16 protein-coding genes and 1 tRNA gene are annotated in these 18,661 nt (G+C 57.4%); 9 read left to right on the top strand and 8 right to left on the bottom strand.

What is annotated here, in order from left to right:
- The first annotated feature begins 4 nt into the window (after positions 1-4).
- The 4 genes from GPK89_RS06410 to GPK89_RS06395 all read left to right on the top strand — a co-directional run bounded on the left by GPK89_RS06410 (position 5) and on the right by GPK89_RS06395 (position 3,624).
- Positions 5-1,219 (top strand): murein hydrolase activator EnvC family protein, encoded by a 1,215-nt coding sequence (locus GPK89_RS06410; RefSeq protein WP_215692075.1) that lies wholly within the window; start codon positions 5-7, stop codon positions 1,217-1,219.
- Positions 1,220-1,382: 163 nt separating this feature from the next.
- Entirely contained in the window at positions 1,383-2,600 is a 1,218-nt protein-coding gene (locus GPK89_RS06405; RefSeq protein WP_215692074.1) for a S41 family peptidase, read from the top strand.
- Between the two features lie 31 nt (positions 2,601-2,631).
- Positions 2,632-3,495, top strand: a complete 864-nt coding sequence (gene rsmA, locus GPK89_RS06400; protein ID WP_215692073.1) for a 16S rRNA (adenine(1518)-N(6)/adenine(1519)-N(6))-dimethyltransferase RsmA — start codon at positions 2,632-2,634, stop codon at positions 3,493-3,495.
- 53 nt (positions 3,496-3,548) lie between these two features.
- Positions 3,549-3,624, top strand: a tRNA-Thr gene (locus GPK89_RS06395).
- Between the two features lie 525 nt (positions 3,625-4,149).
- Here GPK89_RS06395 and asnA read toward each other — a convergent pair.
- The 3 genes from asnA to GPK89_RS06380 are packed head-to-tail and all read right to left on the bottom strand — an operon-like array spanning position 4,150 to position 8,696.
- A complete protein-coding gene (gene asnA / locus GPK89_RS06390) occupies positions 4,150-5,163 on the bottom strand; it encodes an aspartate--ammonia ligase (RefSeq protein ID WP_215692072.1) in 1,014 nt (337 codons plus the stop codon).
- A gap of 39 nt (positions 5,164-5,202) precedes the next feature.
- Positions 5,203-6,960 carry an ABC transporter ATP-binding protein gene (locus GPK89_RS06385; RefSeq protein ID WP_215692071.1) on the bottom strand — a complete coding sequence of 586 codons (1,758 nt, stop codon included), beginning with the start codon at positions 6,958-6,960 and terminating at the stop codon, positions 5,203-5,205.
- Positions 6,957-8,696 carry an ABC transporter ATP-binding protein gene (locus GPK89_RS06380; RefSeq protein ID WP_215692070.1) on the bottom strand — a complete coding sequence of 580 codons (1,740 nt, stop codon included), beginning with the start codon at positions 8,694-8,696 and terminating at the stop codon, positions 6,957-6,959. Before GPK89_RS06380 ends, GPK89_RS06385 begins: the two co-directional genes overlap by 4 nt.
- Positions 8,697-8,848: 152 nt before the next feature.
- Between GPK89_RS06380 and GPK89_RS06375 the strand changes: the two genes are divergently transcribed.
- The gene (locus GPK89_RS06375; RefSeq protein WP_252261508.1) at positions 8,849-11,122 is read left to right on the top strand and encodes an ATP-dependent Clp protease ATP-binding subunit; all 2,274 of its coding nucleotides are present in this window, start codon (positions 8,849-8,851) and stop codon (positions 11,120-11,122) included.
- A 44-nt stretch (positions 11,123-11,166) separates the two neighbouring features.
- Here GPK89_RS06375 and GPK89_RS06370 read toward each other — a convergent pair whose 3' ends face one another.
- Genes GPK89_RS06370 through GPK89_RS06350 form a run of 5 tightly spaced genes read right to left on the bottom strand, consistent with a single transcriptional unit; the run spans position 11,167 to position 14,202 of the window.
- Complete coding sequence (locus tag GPK89_RS06370) at positions 11,167-11,370, bottom strand: ferredoxin-thioredoxin reductase catalytic domain-containing protein (protein WP_215692068.1); 204 nt, start codon at positions 11,368-11,370, stop codon at positions 11,167-11,169.
- 13 nt (positions 11,371-11,383) lie between these two features.
- Positions 11,384-11,812 (bottom strand): aspartate carbamoyltransferase regulatory subunit, encoded by a 429-nt coding sequence (locus GPK89_RS06365; protein WP_215692067.1) that lies wholly within the window; start codon positions 11,810-11,812, stop codon positions 11,384-11,386.
- Positions 11,799-12,752 (bottom strand): aspartate carbamoyltransferase, encoded by a 954-nt coding sequence (gene pyrB / locus GPK89_RS06360; RefSeq protein WP_078783728.1) that lies wholly within the window; start codon positions 12,750-12,752, stop codon positions 11,799-11,801. The genes GPK89_RS06365 and pyrB overlap by 14 nt, the downstream gene beginning before the upstream one ends.
- A gap of 57 nt (positions 12,753-12,809) precedes the next feature.
- On the bottom strand, positions 12,810-13,562 hold the full coding sequence (locus GPK89_RS06355; RefSeq protein WP_215692066.1) for a GntR family transcriptional regulator: 753 nt from the start codon (positions 13,560-13,562) through the stop codon (positions 12,810-12,812).
- Positions 13,555-14,202 (bottom strand): endonuclease III domain-containing protein, encoded by a 648-nt coding sequence (locus tag GPK89_RS06350; protein WP_215692065.1) that lies wholly within the window; start codon positions 14,200-14,202, stop codon positions 13,555-13,557. Before GPK89_RS06350 ends, GPK89_RS06355 begins: the two co-directional genes overlap by 8 nt.
- Positions 14,203-14,323: 121 nt before the next feature.
- On the opposite strand from GPK89_RS06350, the gene GPK89_RS06345 reads away from it, so the two are divergent.
- The 4 genes from GPK89_RS06345 to GPK89_RS06330 are packed head-to-tail and all read left to right on the top strand — an operon-like array spanning position 14,324 to position 18,596.
- Positions 14,324-15,586 (top strand): replication-associated recombination protein A, encoded by a 1,263-nt coding sequence (locus GPK89_RS06345; protein WP_215692064.1) that lies wholly within the window; start codon positions 14,324-14,326, stop codon positions 15,584-15,586.
- 52 nt (positions 15,587-15,638) lie between these two features.
- Entirely contained in the window at positions 15,639-16,598 is a 960-nt protein-coding gene (locus GPK89_RS06340) for an acyltransferase family protein (protein ID WP_346344841.1), read from the top strand.
- A gap of 30 nt (positions 16,599-16,628) precedes the next feature.
- Entirely contained in the window at positions 16,629-17,645 is a 1,017-nt protein-coding gene (locus GPK89_RS06335; protein ID WP_215692062.1) for an acyltransferase family protein, read from the top strand.
- A gap of 18 nt (positions 17,646-17,663) precedes the next feature.
- A complete protein-coding gene (locus GPK89_RS06330) occupies positions 17,664-18,596 on the top strand; it encodes an alpha/beta fold hydrolase (RefSeq protein ID WP_215692061.1) in 933 nt (310 codons plus the stop codon).
- The last annotated feature ends 65 nt before the right edge of the window (positions 18,597-18,661 follow it).

Below are 18,661 nucleotides of genomic sequence, written 5' to 3'. Positions count from 1 at the left end.
TACCATGAAACATTTTTCGCACGGAAAAAAGTTTATCTCGCTGCTGCTCAGTGTCGCCGTCGCCATGACCATGACACTGTCCACCGTCATGACGCCGTTGGCCGCAACCACAAGCGTCAGCGACCTTCGTCAGAAATTGCAGGAATTACAGACGAAGCAGGATGAACTCGACAAGCAGCTCAAAAACGCCCAGAGCGACAAGGCCGACGCCGAGGCACAAAAGGCGCAGCTGGAACAGCAGCGTGAACTTATCCTGAGCCAGATCAACAACCTGGCCCAACAAATCGGTGACCTAGACAGTGAGATCGTCAACAAGCAGGACGAGATTGACCAGAAGCAGCAGGAGGTTGACCAGAAGCAGGCCGAGTACGACCAGCGCTGGGAGGATTTCAAGGGCCGTATGAAGGCCATGCAGCGCCTCAACGACGGCGGCTCTATCGCGCTGCTTTCCAGCGCCACCAACCTGTACCAGCTGCTGACCTTTGCCAACACGCTGGAGCAGATCGTCGCCAAGGACGAACAAATCTGCCAGCAGCTTGAGGACGAGCACAACGAACTGGAACAGCAGAAAGCTGACCTTGAGCAGGCAAAAGCCGACCTTGAGGCCACACAGGCCGATTTGGAATCCCAGCGCACCGCCCTGAACGGCAAGACCAGCGAGTTGGCCCAGAATATCTCCCAGACCGACGCCAGCATTTCGGCGGCAGACGCAGAGATCGAAGCCAACAAAGCTGCGCTGATCGAGGCCAACAAGGCTGTAGATAAAGCAGCTGCCGAGCTGGACGCCGCGCTGAACGCCGCGAACCAGGCCTACGGCAATGCGTCCATCCAGTGCTCGCTGGATTTCGGTCGCCCGCTGGCTACCTATAAGTACGTTTCCTGCTATTTCGGCGGCAACGGCCACCGCGGCACCGACTATGCCGCACCGGGCGGCACCGAAATTTACGCCGTTTCCGGCGGCGTTGTCACCGCCGCGGCCTACCATTACAGCTGGGGCTACTATGTCCAGGTCTACCATGGCAAGGACGACAACGGCAACACCTACTCGACGCTGTACGCTCACATGAATAGCGCCCCTGTCGTCAGCGTGGGTCAGAATGTCTCCAAGGGCACGGTGCTCGGCTATGTCGGTTCCACCGGCAACTCCACCGGCAACCACCTGCACTTGGAAATGAAGGTCAACAACGTCCTGGTCAATGTCATGAATTACCTCTCATAAATGAAAGGGGAGTTTGCTATGAAACCGCAGAAGCATAAGACCTCCGTGCGCATTTTTTGCCTGGTGGTCGCCGTTCTGATGGTGCTGAGCCTTTTCTCTACGGTAATTTTCTCGCTTGCCTACGGGGCATAAAACGCAAAAACAGTAAGGAGCCATCAGACCCATGAGCAAAAAAATCAGTCTTGGCGTGGCCGCCACGATTGCCATTATCGCAATGGCCGTCACCTTCTCGCTGACGATGGTCGTATCGATGAAAATGTTCAACACCACCGTTTCCAGTGTCAAAAATAAGGAGCGTCAATACAACAAGCTCTCCGAGATCGACCGCTTCGTCCGTTCGGAAGAGTTCTTCACCATCGATGAGGATACGCTGAACGACCGCCTGGCTGCCGGTTATATGAACGGCATCAACGATAAGTACGCCGTCTACTACACCGCCAAGGAGTACAGCGAAAAGCAGGCCGTCGAAAAAGGCACCCTAACCGGCATCGGCGTGGCCGTCGTCAATGACGCCTCCTCCGGCTACGCCCGCATCATCCGCCTGTATGATAACTCACCTGCGGCCGAGGCCGGGATGCAGGTCGGCGGCTTTATCACCGCCATCAATGATGAGTCCACTCGCAATATCACGTCCAGCGCACGCTTGACCTCCAAACTGCTGGGCGAAGAGGGCACGACCACCGCCGTCACCTACCTGACGCCCGACCGCCAGGAGCAGCAGTTCAACCTCGTACACTCTAACTACAAGACGCCTTCGATTTACGCCGCTCAGATGGTCGCGGATACCTGCGGCTATATCCGCATCGATTCCTTCTCCGCCGGCACAGCCAGTGAGTTTAAATCCGCTGTGGACGATTTGCTGCAGCAGGGTGCGACTGCGTTTGTCTTTGACCTGCGTGACAACACCGGCGAGAACTTGAACGCAGCCCTGGTCGCCGCTGATTATTGTGTGCCCTCCGGTGATATTGCCAAAAAGCAGGACAAGGACGGCACCGTGACTACGCTGCGTATGTCCGACGAAGATGAAATTACCGTCCCGATGGTCTGTCTGGTCAACGGCAGCACGGCGGGCAGTGCAGAGCTGTTTGCCAACGCCCTGCGCAAGATGGGCGGCGCGACCATCGTCGGCACCAAGACTGCCGGCAAGGGCGTTGTGATGAGCGATGCCCAGAGCTTTTCCGACGGCTCTGCCGCCTATATCACAGTCGGCCTGCTACTGGACAATGAAGACCAAACTTGGAACGGCGAGGGCCTGAGCCCGGATATTGATGCCTCGCTGTCCGTCGACGAGCAGAATGCCTACTACGATTACACCCTCAACACTGACCCGCAGATCAACAAGGCCGTCAACGCGGCCATGACGCTGACCGGCCAGAACTGAACCTCTTGACCATGGGGAAAGGAAGTCCGCCGTGCCCACACTGACCGATTTGTCTACCATCCGTGACCTGTGCGCACGGTACGATTTTGCCCTGTCCAAGGGCTTTGGCCAGAACTTTATCATCAACCCCGGCATCTGCCCTCGCATCGCCGAGGCCGCCGGTATCGGCCCCGGCTGGGGTGCGCTGGAAGTCGGCCCCGGCATCGGTGTATTGACCGAACAGCTCTGCAAGCGTGCGGATAAGGTCGTCTCCATTGAGGTCGACAAACGTCTGCCGCCCCTGCTGGAAGAGACGATGGCTGATTACGACAACTTCAAGCTCGTCTTAAACGATGTGCTGAAGGTCGACTTGAAAGCCCTGCTGGCGGAAGAGTTTGGCGATAAGCCGGTGGCTGTCTGCGCCAACCTGCCGTACTACATCACCAGCCCGATTTTAATGCGCCTGCTGGAAGAAAAGCTGCCCATCCGCAACATTACCGTCATGGTGCAAAAGGAGGCCGCACAGCGCCTGTGTGCTGCCCCTGGCACGCGGGACGCGGGTGCCATCAGCTACGCCGTGGCCTATTACGCTGAGCCGAAACTGCTGTTCAGCGTCCAGCCCGGCAGCTTTTACCCGGCCCCCAAAGTGACCAGCGCCGTCATCCGCCTGGATGTGCGCGAGAAGCCCGCCGTACAGGTACCCAACGGCGACGAGGCCGCCTTCTTCGCCCTCATCCGTGCGGCCTTCTCCCAGCGCCGCAAGACTGCCGCCAACGCCATTGCCAACGGCCTGCACCTGCCCAAAGCCCAGGTCATAGCTGCTTTGCAAGCTGCTAATCTCGACGAGCGCGCCCGCCCTGAGCAGCTGACACTGGAAGATTATTGTGCATTGCAGACAGCAATGATGCAGGAATAACGATTAAGCCATTGACAAACAGGGCTTATTTGTGTTAAACTAAATAAGTTCCCGCTAGTATAGCACAATTGGCAGTGCAGCTGATTTGTAATCAGCAGGTTGTAGGTTCGAGTCCTATTACTAGCTCCAAACGATTGTGAAAAATAAAGATGCAATGTACAGTGCAATATAGAACAAACCTTATTGTGACGCTGTTCATGAATAAGGCTCTATGTTGCACACATTCCATAAGAGTTTTTCACGCAATCCAGAGCGCTCCTTGTATAAATATGCAAGGAGCGCTTTTGTTTATAATAGCCCCTATGGTTGAACCATAGGGGCTATTTTTCTACAGCCGAATCAATTTGTTCTCTCGCAGCTTTTGGTTATCGCCCAAGACACATGCGTACTCATAATTAAGCTTCCGGCCGACAGGGCTTACCAGTGGGGCAACTCCAGACTGGACTATTGGCGTATCGCCAGGAGTCCTGTATTAAAATGTTCCATTACAAACAAAAGACTCGCAGCAGCGGGATACTTCAGCATCCTCAACTACTACGAGTCCTTGTACTTATGCGGTTGAACCGCCATGTACCGGTCGGTACGCACGGTGGTGTGAGAGGTCAGCTCTTCGGTTAAGAGAGCCTCCTGCTCGATTCATACTTTATTCAATCCTTACAGCAGTTCTACGCCTGCATCTTTACAGGCCTGCGTGGTCGCGTCATCCCACAGGCTGACCTGGACTTCACCTACATGGGCCTTGCCCAACAACAGCATGCACAGGCGGCTCTGGCCAATGCCGCCGCCCATCGTCAGGGGCAGGGTGCCGTCCAGCAGCATCTTGTGGAAGGGCAGCTCCGCACGCTGCGGGCAGCCTGCTTCGGCCAGCTGGCGGCGCAGGGCGTCGGCGTCAACGCGGATGCCCATGCTGGACAGTTCCAGCGCACAGCCCAAAGGCTTGTGCCAGAAGAGGATATCGCAGTTCAGCGCCCAATCGTCATAGTCGGGGGCACGGCCGTCGTGGGGCTTGCCGCTCTTGAGCTTGCCGCCGATCTGCATAATGCAGATGGTGCCGTGCTCCTTGGCATAGGCGTTCTCGCGTTGTTTCGGGGTGAAGTCGGGGTATATATCTTCCAACTCCTGGGTCGTGACAAATGTCACTTTGCGGCCAAGGTGGATGTTATTTTTCAGTTCAGGGAACTTCCAGCGCAGCTCGTCAGAGGTCGCGCAGACCGCATCCACAATATCCCGTACAGTCTCCTGTAAAAATTCCAGCGTGCGCTGGTCGGCGGTGATAACGCGCTCCCAGTCCCACTGATCCACGTAGATGCTGTGCAGGTTGTCCAGTTCCTCATCACGGCGGACGGCGTTCATGTCGGTCACAATGCCCTGGCCGGGGCGGAAGCCATACTTGTACAGGGCATAGCGCTTCCACTTTGCCAGGCTGTGGACGATCTCGGCGTGCTCGTTCAGGCTGGGCACATCGAACTCGACCGGGCGCTCCACACCGTTCAGATCGTCGTTCAGGCCGCTGCCCTGCATGACGAACAGGGGAGCCGTAACGCGCTTAAGGTGGAGCGCCATGCAGATCTTCTCCTGGAAAATCGTCTTGATCAGACCAATGGCTTTCTGGGTGTCGTACAGGCCCAGCAGGCTTTGGTAGCCTTCCGGAATGGTAATGCTGCTCATATTACATTCTCCTTTTCTTTTCCAAATAGACCCTATTTCTTACGCTTTGGCAAACTGGCTTTCGTACAGGTTCTTATAGAAACCGCCCTGCGCCAGCAGTTCGTCATGCGTACCGCGCTCAATGATGTTGCCGGCCTTCATCACCAAAATCTGGTCGGCGTTCTTGATGGTGGACAGACGGTGGGCTACGATAAAGCTCGTGCGGCCCTTCATCAGTTCCTCAAAGGCATCCTGCACCAATACCTCGGTGCGGGTATCGATGCTGGACGTTGCCTCGTCCAAAATCAGAATCGGCGGGCGGCGCAGCATGACACGCGCAATGCAAAGCAGCTGGCGCTGGCCCTGGCTAATGTTGCCGCCGTCCTCAGTCACCTGGGTATCATACCCGTTGGGCAGGCGGCAGATAAAACTGTGGGCGCGGGCCTTTTTCGCCGCCGCGATGATTTCCTCGCGGGTAGCGTCCGGCTTGCCGTAGGCAATGTTCTCGGCAATCGTACCGGCTTTCAGCCACGTTTCCTGCAAGACCATACCCAGGTTGCCGCGCAGGCTGTCCCTGGTCACGGTATCAATGGGGTGTCCATCGACCCGCAACGTGCCGCCGTTGATCTCATAGAACCGCATCAGCAGGTTGACCAGGGTCGTCTTGCCGCAGCCGGTGGGACCGACAAGGGCAATGCGCTGGCCGGGTGCGACCTTCAAATTCATGTCCTCAATCAGGGGAATATCGTCCACGTAGCGGAACTTGACGTGGTCGAACTCGACGCTGCCCGCACCGTGGGGCAGTGCCACCGCGTCAGGGGAATCTGGCGTGATGGGTGTCTCATCGATGAGGTCAAACACGCGCTGTGCGCAGGCAAGGGCGTTCTGCAATTCGGTCATAACGTCGGAGATATCGTTGAAGGGCTTCGTGTACTGGTTCGCGTAGTTCAAAAACACCGACAGCTGACCAACCGTGATACCGCGCGCAATGGCGACGAATGCGCCCAGCACGCCGACGGCGGCGTAGACCAGCGCATTGACAAATCGGGTGCAGGGGTTCGTGGTGGAGGAGAAGAACGTCGCCTTGACGCCGCACTTCTGCAAATCGAGGTTGATCTTGTCAAAGCGTTCCTCGGCACGGCTTTCGTAGCCGAAGGCACGAACCATATGCTCATTGCCAACCAGCTCTTCCACCAGGCTGGTCATCTCGGCGCGGGTCTCGCTCTGCACCTTGAACATAGAATAGGTATGGGTGGCAATGAACCGCGCCACAAAGATGGACAGTGGCGTCAGCGCCACGACCACCAGCGCAATGCGCCAGTCAATAAAAATCATCACGCCCAGCGTGCCAAAAATCGTCAGCACGCCGGTAAACAGCTGGGTAAAACCCATCAACAAACCGTCGCTGAACTGCTCTACATCGGTGGTGATGCGGCTGATAGCGTCGCCGGGGCGGTGGGCGTCCATATATTTCAGCGGTAAAATTTCCAGCTGCTCAAACGCCTTGACGCGCATGTCCCGCACGACCTGGAAGGTGATGCGGTTGTTCACAACATTCATCAGCCATTGGGACAGCGCCGTGCAGGCGATTGTGCCCGCCATGACCAGTGCGATTTTGCCAAGGCCCACGAAGTCGACCTCACCGGGGCCGAGAATCATATCCACGGCCTTGCCGGACAGCACCGGGGCCAGCAGGGTAGTGACCACTGTGATCAACGCAAATGTCAGCGTCAGGATGACCATGCCGGTGTAGGGGCGGATCAGCTTCAAAACGCGATGGATGGTGTTCTGGTTCAATTTTTGTTTTTGCTTGCTCATAGTGTTTTGGCCACCTCCTCCTTGCTCAGCTGGCTCAGGCAGATTTCCTTATAAACTTCGCAGCTTTGCAGCAGCTCGGCGTGGGGAGCATCGCCCACAAGCTTGCCGTCGTCCAGCACCAGGATATGGTCGGCACGCTGCACGCTGGCCGCACGCTGGGAGACGATGAACACCGTCATACCGCTCGTTTCCTCTTTAATAGCCTTGCGCAGCGCCGCGTCAGTAGCAAAATCCAGCGCCGAGGCACTGTCATCGAGAATCAGAATCTTCGGCTTTGGCACCAGTGCGCGGGCAATCGTCAGTCGCTGGCGCTGCCCGCCTGAGAAGTTGCGGCCTGCAGTCTCGACCGGGGCGTCCAGCATGCCGGGTTTGCCGCGCACGAACTCCGCCGCCTGGGCAATCTCCAGCGCCTGCCAAATCTCCTCGTCGGTCGCACCGGGGGCGGCCCACTGCATATTGTCGCGGATGGTTCCGGTGAACAGCACGGCCTGCTGGGGCACGATGCCCACCATGCCGCGCAGCTGTGCAAAGCTGTACTGCTTTACATCGTTGTCAAACAGCGTCACGCCGCCGTTATCGGCATCATAGAAACGGCAGACAAGATCAATCAAGGTCGATTTGCCGCTGCCGGTGCCGCCGATTACACCGATGGTCTCACCGACTTTGGCCGTAAACGAGATATCGGTCAGGCTGGGTGCGCCTGCCCCCTTGTAGGTGAAGTTGACATGGTCGAACTTCGCCGCGTCGGCCGCATTCGCAATGTCCAGCGTCGCCGTGCCAGGATCCTCCATCGTGGTATGGGTGTTTAAAATTTCATTGACGCGCATACCGCTGGCCAGGGCGCGCGTGACCGAGACGACCAGGTCCGCCAGGCGCAGCAGACTCAACAAGATTTGGCTCATATAGTTGATAAGGGCAATGACCTCGCCCTGGGTCAGCGCACCGGCATCGACCTCGACACCGCCGCGCAGCAGCAGGGCCACCACAGCCAGGTTGACGACGAGATAGGTCAGCGGGTTCATCAATGCGGAGATTCGCCCGGCTGCAAACTGCAATTTTTTCAGGTGGTCGTTCGTCTCCACAAAGGCGGCCAGCTCGTCCGCCTGGCAGGCAAAGGCACGCACGACGCGGGCACCTACGTAGTTTTCGCGGGTCAGCAGCGTCACGCGATCCAGGCCATTCTGTGCCTCGTGGTAGATAGGCACCGTCACGCGCATGATGGCCCATATGATGAGCGACACCATAATCGTCACGCCGATAAACAGCAGCGTCAGCTTCGGGCTGATGGAGAACGCCATAATCAGCGCACCGATAACGATGAACGGCGAACGCAGCAGCAGGCGCAGCGTCAGGTTGACGCCGTTCTGCACCTGATTGATGTCGCTGGTCATACGGGTGACCAGTGTCGGGGTGCCGATGCCATCCAGTTCGCTGTAACTCAGTGTGTCGATATGGCGGAACAAGTCCTTGCGCAGCGCCGTACCAAAGCCAAGCGCCGCCGTAGCGGAGAACCACTGGGCCGTCAAACTGCTGGCAAGGCCGATGGCCGCCAGCAAAACCAGCAGACCGCAGCGCGTCCAGATGAAAGCTGCATCCTGATTTTTGATGCCTGTGTCAATAATGCTGGCAATGACCAGCGGCACGAACAACTCAAAGCAGGCTTCCAGCATCTTGAACAGCGGCGCTAACAGGGCTTGCCTCTCGTAGCCCTTGATGTAGCGCATCAATTTGTGCATTGAAACCACCTCAAACCAAAAATTAACAATATCGGTTTATTATATCACATATTTTCCCGCTTGTCATTGCATGAAGCTACATATTTCGATGACTATTTATTCGCCCGGCGTCTATACTTTCAATGGACACATTGTTGAGGGAGGATATGCAGATGTTCTGGCTTTACCGATATAAAGGTTTTTCCCGCACGGCGGCACGCACCGTGCATACGGCGGTGGTGCTGGCCGGGCAGCAGGGGTGTTCCCAGGCCGACACCGGCCACCTGCTGCTGGCGCTGGTGCAAACTGCTCGAGGCACGGCGGCGGATTTTCTGCGCCGCAAGCGTGTGACAGCCACGGCGCTGGCTGGGTGCAGCGCCGCCCGAAGCCTAGGCAGCCCCCGGCAGCTGCATTCCCGTGACCTGGCCCCCGAGTTGACCAAGGCCATGGAATTTGCCGTGTTGGGGGCCCACGCCGCCAGCGCCGCTAAGGCTGAGAATGAGCACCTGCTCTGCGCGATGCTCGAGGATTCGTCCTGCACGGCCAGCCGGTGGATGGCATCCTTAGGGATCGAGCTGCCCCAGGCCGCGCGGGAGTGCCGCCAGCTTTCCGGGCAATTCGTGCTGCCCGCGCAGCCGCGTATGTCGTCCAGCCGCACCGGGCGACCCAGCGAAAAATACGGCCGCGACCTAACCCGCCTGGCGCAGGAGGGGCGGCTGGACCCGGTGCTCTGCCGGGAGGCCGAGCTGGACCGGATGATTGAAATTCTCTGCCGCCGCCAGAAAAATAATCCCTGCCTGCTGGGGGAGCCTGGCGTCGGCAAAAGTGCCCTGGCTGAGGCGCTGGCCCAGCGCATTGCCAGCGGGCAAATCACCCCGGCGCTGCGGGGCAAGCGGTTGTTGGCGTTGGACATGGCATCCATGGTTGCGGGTACAAAGTACCGCGGCGATTTCGAGGAACGGTTCAAAAATCTATTGGAAGAACTGTACCGCGACCGCTCCACCGTGCTGTTCATCGACGAGATACACATTATTGCCGGGGCCGGTGCGGCGGAGGGAGCCATCGACGCCGCGAGCATCCTAAAACCGATGCTGGCCCGTGGGGAAATACAACTCATCGGCGCAACGACGCCGGAGGAATACCGCAAGACAATCCAAAATGATTCAGCGCTGGAACGCCGTTTTTGCAAGGTCATGGTGGAGGAACCCGCCCCCGCCGACGCCGAAAAAATCTTAAACGGCCTGATGCCCCGGTACGAACGCTACCACGGCGTTGCTATCCCACCGCAGGCCATCCATGCGGCGGTGGAGTTTAGCGTGCGCTATTTACCGGGGCGTTTCCTGCCCGACAAGGCCATTGACCTGCTGGATGAAGCAGCCGCCGCCCGCCGCATTGCCGACACCGGCGGCGAGAAAAAAGCGTTAAGCCCCGCCGACATCGCCCATGTGGTCAGCAAGGCCAGCGGCGTGCCCGCCGAACGGGTAGGCGAGGCCGAGCGTGAGCGGCTGGCACACCTGGAAGAGCGCCTTTCTGCCGAGGTCATCGGCCAGTCACGGGCCGTCGCCGCCGTGGCATCAGCCATCCGCCGCAGCCGTACCGGCTTGCGGGAGAGCGGGCGGCCCATCGGTGCCATGCTGTTTTTGGGGCCGACGGGTGTGGGTAAAACACAGCTGGCCCGCACGCTGGCAAAATGCTGGTTCGGCAGCGAGAAAGCTCTGCTGCGCTTTGATATGTCGGAGTATATGGAGCGCCACACCGTGGCGCGGCTCATCGGTGCGCCGCCGGGCTATGTGGGCCACGACGAGGGCGGCCAGCTGACCGAGGCCGTGCGCCGCCGACCATACAGCGTCGTACTGTTTGACGAAATCGAAAAGGCACACAGCGATATCCAAAATCTATTGCTGCAAATCCTCGAGGATGGCAGCCTGACCGACGCGCAGGGGCGAAAATCTGATTTTTCCAACACAATTATTTTGCTCACATCCAATTTAGGGGCGCGGTGTCTTTCAGGACAGACGGCCCCGCTGGGCTTCGGTGCGGCAACCTCCGAGACGAGCCGCCGCAGCCAGCAGGCCGTGCAGGAGGCAAAAGAATTTTTCCGCCCCGAACTGATGGGCCGTCTGGACGAGACGGTTTTGTTTGACCCGCTCGGCCCGGCACAGCTGGAGGGCATTGCCGGCCGGCTGCTGTGCGAACTGGAACAGCGCGCCGCCGCACAGGGCTACACGCTGCGCCATACCGCTGCCGCTGCCAAAACGCTGGCGGGGGACAAAGTACCGCCCTACGGTGCGCGGGAGCTGCGCCGCACCGTCAGCCGCGCAGTGGAGCAAGCCCTCGCTGACCGTATTGCCGCCGGGACCGCCCACCCCGGCGTCGTTTACACCGCCGATGCCGATGCGGAAGGGAATATTATTTTGACTGAGGGTACGTTGGCGGCGTGTGTATAAAAAAATGAGGTACCTGCCATCTCAGCAGATACCTCGTTTCTCTGTCAATCTTTCACGTACAGCCCACAGTGGCACGGCCCATGGTAGTTTGGGTCGGCCAGCTGTTCTTTGAACTCTTTGCAAATGCAGATATTCTCCGGGATGTGCTGCAAGCGGCAGGGGCAATACCCGCCGGTGCGCTTGAGCCCCTCGCGGATGTTCTTCACGATCTCGGCATCAGGATTCAGGTGAAATCTTGACTTATCCATAATGTTACCTCGTTTACGGCTTGACGCGGAACTCCTGTTCGCAGTAGATGCAGCGGTAACGACCGCTGGGCGTCAAAGCAAAGATGTGGTCACAGCCTTCCTCAATGGAGGTGATGCAGCGCGGGTTCGTACACTTGATGACATTGACTAGGCGCTTTGGCTGCTCGGGGTGCTTCTTCTCCGTCACGTGGCCGTTCTTGATAAAGGTGATGGAGATTTTCGGATCGACATAGGCGAGGATGTCAAAGTTCAGCCCGGACACGTCGCCCTCAATCTTTATTATATCCTTTTTGCCGTCCTTTTGGCTGCGGACATTCTGCAAAAGTGCTACACTGGCATTGGTTAATTTTTCCAGTTCCATCATGTGGTACAAGGCCAGGCCGGTGCCTGCGGTGATGTGGTCAATAACCACACCGTTCTGAATCTCATCAACCTTCAACATTGAACGCTACCTCCCCGGTCTTGGGGTCTTTCAGACCCAGCAAAGTCATGATCAGCGCCATACGCATATACACGCCGTTCTGCACCTGGTCAAAGTACGCTGCGCGCGGGTCGTCATCCACGTCCAGCGTGATCTCATTCACACGAGGCAGGGGATGCAGCACCGGCATATCCGCGGGGGCCAGAGCCAGCTTTTCCTTTGTCAGGACATAGCTGTTTTTCAGGCGGATGTAATCTTCTTCATTAAAGAACCGCTCACGCTGGACGCGGGTCATGTAGAGGACGTCCAAATCGGGCAGAGCCTCCTCCATGCTGCGTGTCTCAACATAGGGGATGTTGTTAGGTTCGAGGATCTCGCTGATGATGTAATCCGGCACGCGCAACTCCTCGGGTGAGATGAGCACAAACTTCATGCCCGGCAGGCGGGACAGGCTCTTGATCAGGCTGTGCACCGTGCGGCCAAACTTGAGGTCGCCGCAGAAGCCGATGGTCAGATGATCCAGATGCCCCTTGCGCTGGCGAATCGTCATCATATCCAGCAGCGTCTGGGTGGGGTGGCTGTGGCCGCCGTCACCGGCGTTGATGACCGGGATGCGGCTGTACCGGGACGCACGCAGCGGTGCGCCCTCCTTGGGGTGGCGCATGGCGGCAATATCGGCCACGCAGCTGATAACGCGGATGGTATCGGCGACTGTCTCGCCTTTGGATGCGCTGGATACACCGGCATCGGGGAAACCCAATACCTGGCCGCCCAGGTTCAGCATAGCAGCCTCAAACGAAAGGCGGGTGCGGGTGCTCGGCTCATAAAACAGCGTCGCCAGCCGCTTGCGGGCGGCAACGTCTTTGTATGCGGCCGGGTCGTCGTGGATACGGTCGGCAAGGTCCATTAAGCTGAGCGTTTCTTCCAGCGTAAAGTCCGCCGGATCGATCAAATGTCTCATACACAATCCCCTTTGTTTAACTCTAATCTATTCTAAGCGGCGGTATACCGTTTAAAATCAAACCAGCTTGCGCACCATCGCAAAGTCAAAAAAATCTGTGTAGCAGGTCTGGCAGCACAGGACCGGCTTGCAGGTGCGAGAGTAGAAAATTTCATCCAGCTGCAAAAGTGCCTGTTCCGGTTTTTGCCCCAGCTGGCGGCGGATGCTCGGCGTGCCCTGCACAGCGTGCAGTGTCGTCAGCGTTTCGGTCACTTCCATATGGCAGTACTGCGCCACGATTTCAAAAATCGGGCGGCTGAAATCAATGGTATCCAGCCGCTTGCCGCCAAACAATGCCAACGGTAAAATATCGGTGGAGTAAAGCACCGGCGTTTCATCTGCCAGTACCCGGCGGCACACAAATACCAGTGTGTGCTCCTTTTCCGGGTCAAGTGCCAGCTTTTTGATAAGTTCCGGCGTGGCGGTCTCCTTCGTGACCATCAGGGTGTCACTATGCGGCACACGGCCAATAGCGCGGATCATCCGGTTAAATTCCAACTTTTGGTCCATGCGGTTTTCCACCTGCACCACGTCGCGATTGACCAGCGTACCGATGCCGCGCACACGCTCCACATAGCCGTCACGCTCCAAATCGCTCAGGGCGTCGCGCACCACGGTACGGCTCACGCCCAGAACATCGGCCAATTCCAATTCACTGGGCAGTTGGGTGGCTTTGGCATAGCGGCCGCCGCGCAGCTCATCCAACAAACGCTGGGAGGCCTGCTGGCTGCGCAGCTCGCCGCCAAGGCGGCTTTCCGTCGTCTTATTCATTCGCAAATTCCTTTCGTGCCCGGCATACGTCAGCCAGGCAGCATTTGTCGCAGTAGGGCTTGGTGCGGGCCGTGCAGACCGCACGGCCATGGTCCACCAGCCGGTGGCAGAAGCCGTTGCCTTCCTCGGGCGGGATGATTTTCCACAGCTCTTTTTCGACCTTGGCGGGTTCTTTGACATTATCCACCAGCCCGATGCGGTTGCACAGGCGGATGCAGTGGGTGTCCGTCACAATGGCGGGCTTGCCGAATACATCGCCCATAATCAGGTTTGCGCTCTTTCGGCCCACGCCGGGCAGCGCCAGCAGCGCATTAAAATCATCGGGCACATGGCAGTCATATTGGTCGCGCAGCACCCGCATACAGGCCGAAATATCCCGCGCCTTGCTGTGCCCCAGCCCACAAGGCTTGACAATGGCCTCGATTTCCTCCGGGCTGGCCGCAGCCAGTTCTTTCACCCCGGGATACTTGGCGAACAGATCCTGCACCACCACATTCACGCGGGCATCGGTACACTGGGCCGCCAGCCGCACCGATACCAAAAGCTGCCACGCATGGTCATAATCCAGCGTGCAGTCAGAGTCGGGGTATTCTGCTTTCAGCCGTGCAATGCAGACTGCCGCCAATTCTTGTTTCGTCACTGCTTTTTCTCCGTTTCTGTTCTTTTCATTTGATTTTACCACGTGTGTTTGATATAATCAAGAGCAGAAGTATGACGTTTTGGTACACTATCTCAAACTTATCTTAAAAAAGGAACACAAAATGGAGCCATTGGCACAACGTCTGCGCCCCCGCAGCCTGGATGAAGTCTGCGGGCAGCAGCATCTACTCGGCAAAAATCAGGTATTCCGCCGCACGGTCGAGAGCGGCAAGATCCCCAACATGATCTTCTACGGCCCTTCCGGTGTTGGCAAAACGACGGTTGCCAGCATCATTGCGGCGGGCAGCGGTATGCAGCTGCACAAACTCAACGGTACGACGGCCTCCACCAGCGATATCAAATCAGTGCTGGCGGATATCGGCACCTTAGGCGCGGCCGGGGGCATCTTGCTGTATCTTGACGAGATCCAGTATTTCAACAAGCGCCAGCAGCAAAGCCTGCTGGAATGCGTGGAGCAGGGCACCGTCACCCTGATTGCCTCCACGACCGAGAACCCCTATTTTTATGTATACAACGCCCTTTTATCCCGCTGCACGGTGTTTGAGTTCAAATCGCTGACGGCGGACGATATCCGCGTCGGCTTGCAGAACGCCGCCGCGCGGCTGGGGGCCGAGGATAAAACGCCTATCTTGATTCCCGACGATGCGCTGGACTACCTGGCCCAGAGCGCGGGCGGCGATATGCGCAAAGCGCTGGGCAACCTGGAATTTGCCGTGACCGCCGCGCCGATTGAAAATGGCAGCCGCACCATCACGCTGGACATGGTACAGCAGGTGGCCGTGCGTACCGCCATGCGGTATGATAAACTGGGCGACGACCATTACGATATCGTCTCTGCCTACCAGAAATCCATGCGCGGCTCTGACCCCGACGCAGCGCTGCATTATTTAGGCCGTCTGCTGGAAGCGGGCGACCTGCCCAGCGCCTGCCGCCGCCTGATGGTCTGCGCGTGTGAGGATGTCGGCCTGGCCTGGCCGCAAATTATCCCCATTGTCAAAGCGGCGGTGGATATCGCCAACGCCGTTGGCCTGCCGGAGGCCCGCCTGCCGCTGGCAGATGCGGTCGTGCTGGTTGCCACCGCGCCCAAGTCGAACTCCGCCCACGATGGCATCAACGCCGCCATTGCGGACATCCAGGCCGGGCGCACCGGGCCCATCCCGCGCCAGCTGCAAAACAAACACTACGACGGCGCGGATGCCAAGATCAAGGGTCAGCATTACCTCTACCCACACGATTACCCCAATCACTGGGTCGCCCAGCAATACCTGCCCGATGCTATCAAGGATCGCCAGTATTACGTCCCCGGCGAGAACAAGAACGAGCAGGCCTTTGCCCAATATTGGAAGAAAATCAAGGGAGAATAACCGCTGTGGCTGACTTTTGCGATTTCAAAAAAATCCTATCCTACCGCAGTGTGTGGATGGCCCTTGCTGCCTTGTGGGTGGTATATCACCATATTTCGCTTACCCCCCCTGTGCGTTTTTGCAGGTCTTAAAAAGCTGCGGGGCAGGCGGTGTTGACATTTTTGTGTTTGCCTCAGGACTCGGGTGCTATCACTCGCTGAAAAAGAACCCTGATACGCTCATCTTTATTAAAAAGCGTCTTATCAAGATTGTACCTGCCTATTATCTCTGTGTCACGCCTTGGGTCATTTATGACGGCCTGCGCCTGGGTACCACGGTGCAGGGTGTGGTCGCCACTTACTTAGGAATAGACAGTTTATTTGGCCTTGGCTTACAGACGCTGTGGTATGTAAACGGCCTGGTTGTGTACTATATCCTCGTGCTGTTCTTTGTTCCGCTTTGCCTGCGGGGCAACTTCAAAACAAAGCTGCTGGGCTTTTGCTTCTGCATTCTGCTGACGGTTCCGTTCCTTGGGGACACCATGCGCCTCATGCTGTTTGCGCGTGTTCCGCTGCTGTATCTGGGCGTCTGCGCCGCAGATTACGGCAGTCGGTATCCCACGCTTACCAAGCGTACCGTCCTTGCACTGCTTAGCGCAATGGCGGCGGGCATCGCCATCCTGTTGCTGTGTTACTATCGCTGTCACGAATATTTGTACCCCTACGGCCTTTTGTGGTGGCCGTTTATCCTGATTGTCCCGGGGCTGTGCCTGCTGCTTTCCTGGCTGTCGATGCTGGTGGAATGCGCCGCCCCCATCGTTATCCGTTTTCTGCGATATATCGGTGGGTGTACGTTGGAAATTTATGTCGTGCATATGTTTGTATTCCATGCAGCGCGCCGCGCCATGGATTCCGGTATTTTCTACGGCACCGATAAGCGCTGGCTGCTCATCACCGCCGCATCCTTCCTGGTTGCCTTTCTGGCATCTGCCGCTGCTTCCCGGATATCAAAATTTCTTGCCGGGAAATTGTAAAACTGCACATCATAATAAGGAGAATAATTCATGCTCCGCTACCGTAACATTACAAAGTATCGTTCTGTCTGGATGGCACTGGCTGCGCTATGGATACTCTACTACCATTCCAGCCTACCGCCAAAATATTACAGTTCCTTCCTTGGGTATGTGCGCTTCTTCGGCTTTTCGGGCGTTGACATTTTTGTGTTTGCCTCGGGCCTGGGCTGTTATCATTCCCTTACTCGCCACTATGACCCGATTGCTTTTCTCAAAAAACGTATCATCCGCATTCTGCCCAGCTACTATGTTGTGCTGACAGCCTGGTTGATCTACCAGCATCTTCGTTCCGGTATTTCGGTTTCTTCGGTATTTGCGAACTATCTGTGTGTTGACTTCTTGGCAAGTGCGGACTTTCAGACACTTTGGTACATGAATGGTGTGTGGATTTATTATCTCTTTGCCCTCTTTCTTGTACCGCTTTGTCAGAATGCGTCCCTGCGCAGAAAAATTCTGCTGTTTTTCCTCTGTGCGGCGTTTTCTGTACCATTTTTCTCGGATATCCGGCTCATGCTGTTTTCGCGGCTGCCGCTTCTTTTCCTCGGCATCTGTTTTGCCGATTACGGTGCCAGGCACGAAGAGATCCCGGCCCGACTGGCCGCCGCGCTTATTGCGCTTTCCTGCCTTGGCTGGGGGCTTTTGGTGTACATAGTCAAGTGCGTCCCGGATGACCGTATTTGGGCCTATGGTCTGTATTGGTTTCCGTTTATCCTGATTGCACCTGGGCTGTGTATTGTACTGTCCCTGCTGGCCGCCTGCCTGGATAAGGTTGCCCCGCAAATCATCCGCGGCTGTACGTTCCTGGGCGGATGTACACTGGAAATTTACGCTGTTCACGCTTTTGCTTTCCAGGTCTTTCGCGATGCACTCTCGGACGACATCTTGTATGGCACGGACAAGCGCTGGCTTCTGCTTTCCGTCCTGTCTGTGCTCTTTGCCGTTTTGCTTGCCCGCGTAATGGCGCGATTGACCGCCAAAACACAAAAGCAGCCTACCCAACAAACCTGACTAAAATAGGAGAAATTTATGTCTGACCTTCACTGCGAGACCATTACGTTTCCGTCGTCGGACGGACGCCATATTTCCTCCGCTGTGCTGTACACGATGCCGGATAAACCTGTGCGGGCAGTCATCCAGCTGAGCCACGGTATGTGCGAGTATGTGCGCCGCTACGCGCCCATGGCCGAGTTCTACGCCGCCCACGGCATTGCACTGGCGGGCAATGACCACCTCGGCCACGGCGACACCGCCAAGGCAGGGGAGCACGGCCACTACGGCGAGCCGGATGGCCGCCTGCATCTGCTGAACGACCTGCACACAATGAACGGCTTGCTCCATGAGCGTTTTCCTGATACGCCCATTATCCTGTACGGCCACAGCATGGGCAGCTTTTACGCGCGCTGGTACGCCGAAAAGTGGCCGGAGAGCATCACGGCACTGGTTATTTCCGGCACGGCAGGCCCCAGCTTTATGAACGTCATCGGCCAAAAACTAGCCGGGCTGATTGCCCGCGTCAAGGGGCCGCGCTATGTTTCGCCGCTGATGGTCAAGCTGAATTTTGGCAGCTATTGCAAGAAAATTGCAAACGCCCAATCGCCCAACGCCTGGCTTTCCCGCGACGAAAACGTTGTGAACGCCTACGATGCCGACTGCCTGTGTACCTTCCAGTTCACCGCCGCCACCTACCGCGAAATGCTGGCAACGCTGAACCATGTCAGCACCAAGGCGTGGGCGCAGGCCATCGACAAAGACCTGCCCATTCTGCTGATTGCCGGTGACTGCGACCCGGTGGGCGGCTACGGCAGCGGCGTGCGCAAGGTCTGGGCCATGCTGGGCGACGCCGGTGTCAACGACCTGACCTGCCAGATTTTTGAGGGCGGCCGCCACGAACTGCACAACGAGACCAACCGCGACGAGGTCTTTGACTACGTGCTGACCTGGATTGAAGATCACATTTAAACCACGCTGTATCGCATCCTCCGCCACATTGGCGGAGGATTTTTATTTTTCCTCTTGACAAATCC

This window comes from Gemmiger formicilis (assembly GCF_018784445.1).
In the GTDB taxonomy this organism is placed as follows: domain Bacteria; phylum Bacillota; class Clostridia; order Oscillospirales; family Ruminococcaceae; genus Gemmiger.
This window is presented reverse-complemented; position numbering and strand designations above follow the sequence as displayed.